Below are 5859 nucleotides of genomic sequence, written 5' to 3' on the forward strand. Positions count from 1 at the left end.
GCCCGTCGAGCTACGCCTGCCCACCCACCAAGCCCATCGGTACGGTCACAACGGACCAAGCCGAACCGTCAAATCCCCATAGACTCAAACCGAGATATCCATCCCGCGGGTTCTTTCCCTGGAGGCTTTCGGACGCCGGCCCCGGCGCCACGCCATCTCAGTAGAGGGCCGGCATCCGAAACGCCCTTCTCAAAAGCTGCCCTTCGCGCAACGGCTCGAGGCGACCCGTTGCAGTCGATGACGGGAGAACAGGTGTGAGGCAGGATCTGCCCAATGCGGACCTTCGCGATCAGTCTAGCCAAAGCTCCCGCTTGCGTTCTTCAAAGCCGAGCACGCGTTTGCTATCGGTCCACCGTGCGACCTCGCCCTCCATTCCATCCGGGTCCTTGAAGGTCACAAGACGGACAGCGCCGAAATCTGTAATGGTCCCATCCGAAGCGCCGGCCTTCACCAGACGTCGCCTGACTTCCTGCGAGCACTCTTCATCGTCTACCTTCAGCGCAAGATGATCTATATGACCTCTATTGCCCATCTGCATCGACCCATCTTCATACCCCGTTGGTTCCGGCATTTGGAACGGATGAAGGGCAAAGCCACCTCCAACGTCGTTAAGTGAGTGACGAAGCGTGCCGCCACCGGGACCGGGCTCGGACAGGTCGAACTTCGTTTCCGCGTCGAAGATTTCTCCATAAAAGCGAATGAAACGGTCCATGTCGTGTGTGAACAACGTCAGATGGTGCGCACCAACGGTTACAGGCATACCGAACCCTCCCTTGCCGATAATGTGACGAGCATACCATTTCGCATTGAACCGGGCGACCTGCAGCCGCGATACATCATTGAACGCGAACGGCCTCCGCAAAGAGGCTGTTCGATGCATGGGGATTTTCCGCGTTCCACCCGGCTGAGACGTTGAACGCTCTTTGCCTGCACGGCTTAGGCGAATGCCTTGGCCGGCTCGGTAGCGCCATTTGCGGACGTCGCTCAATGGCGGATCAGATCTGCCTAGGCCGCCGTTCGATGCCTGTGGCCGCGAGGGACTCATCAAGATCGGGGCGAGGACAGGAAGTTCAGCAACTGTCTAGCGGCGTCTGTGTTCGTGGCGGCACTTATGGCGAGGTCGAAGTCGATGTGGCTCTGGAGTTGCACAGGGAAAGGACCAATGAGAATAACGTCAGGGGCGGCAGCGAGGATGGTGGTTACCGGAACAACTGCCAACTCGGCTTCGCCACGAGCCATGCTGGTCGCCGTCTGCCCTCCAATATAGGCACTAGTTTTGGCTTCACCTCAGCCGCCAGCCCCAGCCGTTCGAGCAGGCCGGTGAAGTAGCCACCGCTGGTTCCGTCGCTAGCGTAGGCGATCGACTTGGCATTCTTTAGGGCGTGCTCGAACGCTTCGATGGAGTCGACGCGGAACGCACGGCCGCCCGCCTTTGCCGCCACGCCCATGCTGATCCGACCAAATGGCACCTGGCTCCCCGCCAGCACCCATCCGGTTGCAGTCAGGTCCCGAACTAGATTCGGATTGGTGATGACCAAGTCGAAGGGCTCTCCTCGTTCGATCTGAGTCTTCACCCTCGGGTTGAGTTCCCACTTGCTCGCTACGCTGAGCCCAGTCGCCGTTTCGAACGACGCAATGATAGGGAGGACTGCCGGCCGGACCGCAATGGCTCCAAAGAGCTGGATCTCATCGCCCATTAACGCGCCCCTTCTGCGCTGGATGCTCTCTCACCATATACGGAATGTCCGCAACGGGTCATCAGTGCTGGTTGCCGCGAATGTCGGCTATCGGGTAGCAAAACGGGTTGATGAAGGTCGGCTTGGGGTTAGGCGGGAGTGAATTTCGGGTCGAGTTCGATGGCCCGCTGCAACAGTTCCCGGCCCTGGATGTTTTCCGCCTTCGTGAACCGCCACACCTGCTCTCGGCCATGCAGAAAGCAGTCATACGCCTCCAGGTTGTCGGTTTGCTCGGTCGCAAGCCGTTGCTGGTCGCCCTCCGTCAGGTTCAGTGCGAGCGCGTCGACAATTTGCTGTGTGACGTCGTCCTGCACGGCAAAGATGTCGGTCAGGTCGCGATCGAACCACTCCGCCCGCCCGTTCACAACTTCGACGGTGACAGGGACGCCGCCGACGCGCATGTCTGGGCAATGACTGCCCTGCCACACCCTCGGATTCGAGACCGTGACGCCGAATTTCGTTGCTGGTCGGACCCGGCCTATTTCGGCGCCGCGGCTGCGGTTTCGCCCGGCGGCATGATCCGGAACATGAAGCTCGAGACCTTTTCCCCCGGTTTGAACGGGCCCGGGACCTGGTTGCCCACCGGCTTCACGCTTTGAAGGAATGCTGCGATCGCCGTTGCGTCATCGGCCGTCAGATGCGCAAAAGCGTGCCAAGGCATAATCGGCGCAAGGATGCGGCCGTCCGGCCGTTCGCCCGTCTGAATCGCGGCAACGATCTGCTCGGGGGTCCAACTGCCAATCCCGGTCTCCTTGTCCGGCGTGATGTTGCGGCCGACAAAAACACCCTGACCAGGAATCTCGAAGCCTACGTCCGAGCCGCCAAGAAAGCGCGACATGTCGGGCTTTCCGAAGAAGTAACCCGGCGTGTGGCAGTCGTTGCATCCGCCGATCGTGACGAGGTATTCGCCGCGCTTAATCTGCGCGTCGTCGGCAATGGCTGTGACCAAAGAAAGCGCAGCTAACAACGCGGTCAAGAACGCGAGGCGAACTGGTGTCCGAAGCATCGTTTCCTCCCTTTCATTATCGCAACGCGGCCGGGCTTTGTGGCGTGGTCACTGCACCAGCCCCGCTTTGCGCAGGCCAATAGTGAATTTCTCCGCATCCGAGGGATCCCTGAACGGCAAGCGGCCGACATGCTCGACGGGGGAGTACCTCGGATTGATGTGCTTGAGCTCGCGCCAAACCTCGCCGGCCTCGTCCAATTTGCCCAGATGGCCCAACGCTGACGAAAGGAACGCGCGCGACAAATCGGTGGTTGGATTGAGTGCGATACGATCCCTGAACAAAGCCGCCGCAGTCTCGTAGTCGCCGGCTACGAAATAAGCGGTGCCCAGGAAATGTACGTGCTGCTGTCGTGAAATCGGATCGAGGCGTATCGCCCGTTCGATCAACGGGATGGCCTTGGCGGGTTCTCCCGTATAAATGTGAACGGTGCCCCGCATGTTGAGCGCGGGAGCGTAGTTGGGATTTAGCAACAACGCCCGGTCGGCCTCATGGGCCCATCGCTCATAGTCCCTCATGAACATGGCCACCATTGCGGCGACATAATGGGCGAAGGGGTCCTGGTCGTCCCTGGCGATCGCTTGGGCTGTGAAGCGATCGGCTTGATCAAGTGACCTCTCTGGCGCGTCGCTCCAATGGTTCTGATAATCCAGTAAATAGGCCATGCCTAAGCCCGCGTAGGGTGCGGCGTAGTTCGGATCGAGCTCTATCGCCCGCCTAAAATGGGCTGTCGCCCGATCAAACATCTCACGGTCTTTCTTGAGCCCGTAGATCAATTCGCGACCCCTCAAGAAAACATCATGCGCGTCCACGTTGCGCGTGCCGCCATCGACGATCAGGGATTTTTCCGCTTCGCTCAGCGTGACTTTAAGCGCAGTGACGATCTGCTGCGTGATATCGTCCTGCACCGCGAAAACATCAGTGAGGTCACGGTCGTAGCGCTCGGCCCAGAGATGTCCGCCGCTTGTGCCATCGATCAGCTGGGCGGTGACGCGAACCCGGTCGCCGGCCTTTCGAATGCTGCCTTCGACAGCGAACTTGACGCCGAGTTCGCGGCATACGTGAGGGACACTGAATGTCTTTTCTTTGTAGACGAAAGCCGAGTTGCGCGCGACGACGAACAGGCCGGATGCCTTGCTGAGATCGGTGATGATATCCTCAGTTATGCCGTCACTGAAGTATTCTTGCTCGGGATCGCGGCTCATGTTGTTGAAGGGAAGGACCACGATCGATGGTCGTTCCGGGAGCGGCATCTGATCAACACTGGGCGACGACGCCACGGTGTCACGAACCCAGCGCCAGATGCGCACCGGCCGGTCGATATTCTTGACCCGCTGTTCCCCCAGATCCTCGAACGGCAACTCAATGCGATCGCGCACCTGGTCATAGACTGCCGCCGATACGCAAACACCGCCCGGTTCCGCCAATCCCTCCAAACGGGCAGCGACGTTGACACCATCTCCGTGGATGTCGTCGCCATCGATCACCACGTCGCCCAGATTTACGCCGACGCGGAACTCGATACGTTGCCCTTTCGGTAAGACTTCATTGCGTTCAGCTAGAGCCTGCTGCATCTCGGCGGCGGCTCTCACCGCCTCCACGACACTGGCGAACTCTGCCAACACCCCATCACCCATGAACTTGACGACGCGCCCATGATGTTCCGCGATTTTCGGCCCAATGAGGTCAGTAAGCAGAGATTTGAGCGCCGCGAGCGTGCCATCCTCATCGGACCGGATCAGACGCGAATAGCCGACCACGTCAGCGTCCATAATGGCGGCGAGGCGGCGTTCCATGCCCCGATTTCCTCCCGTCACAGAGAGTAGAGCATTCTTAGCCAACAATCTATGACGGTGCTGGGGCTGGAATTCTAATGTCGAACATTGCGCCCCATCGGCGCATGGCAGCCAAAGGTTAGATCCCAACCAGCCGGTTCTTTGACGCTTTCGCCGATGCGCACGTCGCCTCGAGCGCGCCAATAGCTCTTTTTGATGGCGTACTCTGCCAACGGCTCATTCGGTTGTTCTCTTCCTAGCCGGGAAAGCCGCTGAGCAGTCGGTTGCATTCAGTGACAAATTTTTCGCTTGGCATGCGGCCGTCCGCATCGCGCGAATACTCCGGCTTCAGGCGGTTTAGGAAGAACATGTCGAGCATGCGCCCATGCTTGGTCTCAACGACGCCTCGCGGCTCCAGTTCGAACAGCGTTTTGACATTTCCCGCCACGGTTTCCGAAACATTGATCCGTCCGGGAGCACCATTCGCTTCCATGAGCGCCGCCGTGTTCACCGCATCGCCCCAGATATCGAAGGTGAACTTCCGCCGGCCGACGACTCCCGATATGACCGGCCCAGTATGGATCCCGACACGCAACTCCAGTGCCGGCAACCGCATCTTCTCGCGCTGCGCCTTCATGCGCGCCGTGACCGCGTGAATTTCCAGCGCCGCGAGGCAAGTATCGATTGGGTGCAGGCGATTGGCCGTAGGCACGCCGGCAACGGCCATATAAGCATCGCCGATCGTCTTGAGCTTTTCCAGCCCATGGCGCATTACGATCTCATCAAAAGCTGTGAAATATTGGTCCAGGAGCCCGATGAGCGCGGCCGGCTCCATGCGTTCGGCCAGTAGGGTAAAGCCCTTGAAGTCCGCAAATAGGATCGTCGCCGAAGGCTCATATTTCGGCTGCACCTTGCCGCTCTTCTTGAGCTCGTCGGCAATCGACACTGGAAGGATGTTGATGAGCAGCTCTTCGGTACGCGCCTTCTCGGCGACCAAGTCCACATGCGCGTGATCCAGCTCTTTCAATGCTTGGTCGAACGCGATGAGTTTGCGGCGCAACTCCAATTGGGCCAGCACCTGGCGCGAAAGGCGGCGTAGTGCCTCACCCTGTTCAAAGGTCAGCTGACGCGGCACGAAATCCATCACGCAAAGTGTCCCCAACGCATAACCTGCTTCGGTCACAAGCGGAATGCCGCAATAGAACTTGAAATGCGGTTCGCCCGTAACAAAGGGGATTTGATTGAATCGGGCATCCATGAGCAGATCGGGCGCTACGACCATCTCGGTGACGCAAACAGTCGTTGCGCAGAATGCGATTTGGCTGGCGGGCGGCAATGCGCCCC

The 5859-nt window shown here is 59.4% G+C and carries 4 protein-coding genes and 2 pseudogenes; all 6 read right to left on the reverse strand.

Going from position 1 to position 5859, the window contains the following annotated elements; translation table 11 throughout:
* Positions 1 to 289: 289 nt before the first annotated feature.
* Positions 290 to 880, reverse strand: a complete 591-nt coding sequence (locus NMG80_RS04165) for a VOC family protein (RefSeq protein ID WP_254016965.1) — start codon at positions 878 to 880, stop codon at positions 290 to 292.
* A 115-nt stretch (positions 881 to 995) separates the two neighbouring features.
* Positions 996 to 1697, reverse strand: a pseudogene (locus tag NMG80_RS04170) (molybdate ABC transporter substrate-binding protein).
* A 131-nt stretch (positions 1698 to 1828) separates the two neighbouring features.
* Positions 1829 to 2089: pseudogene (locus NMG80_RS04175) on the reverse strand (adenylate/guanylate cyclase domain-containing protein); the annotation flags it as partial.
* 125 nt (positions 2090 to 2214) lie between these two features.
* Positions 2215 to 2742 carry a cytochrome c gene (locus tag NMG80_RS04180; protein WP_254016966.1) on the reverse strand — a complete coding sequence of 176 codons (528 nt, stop codon included), beginning with the start codon at positions 2740 to 2742 and terminating at the stop codon, positions 2215 to 2217.
* A gap of 48 nt (positions 2743 to 2790) precedes the next feature.
* Positions 2791 to 4536 carry an adenylate/guanylate cyclase domain-containing protein gene (locus tag NMG80_RS04185; protein ID WP_254016967.1) on the reverse strand — a complete coding sequence of 582 codons (1746 nt, stop codon included), beginning with the start codon at positions 4534 to 4536 and terminating at the stop codon, positions 2791 to 2793.
* A 235-nt stretch (positions 4537 to 4771) separates the two neighbouring features.
* Positions 4772 to 5859, reverse strand: a 1088-nt coding sequence (locus NMG80_RS04190) for an adenylate/guanylate cyclase domain-containing protein (RefSeq protein WP_301942548.1), incomplete at its 5' end; no start/stop codon positions are given.

Origin of the sequence: Mesorhizobium escarrei (assembly GCF_935825525.1) — a bacterium.
Lineage (GTDB): Bacteria > Pseudomonadota > Alphaproteobacteria > Rhizobiales > Rhizobiaceae > Mesorhizobium > Mesorhizobium escarrei.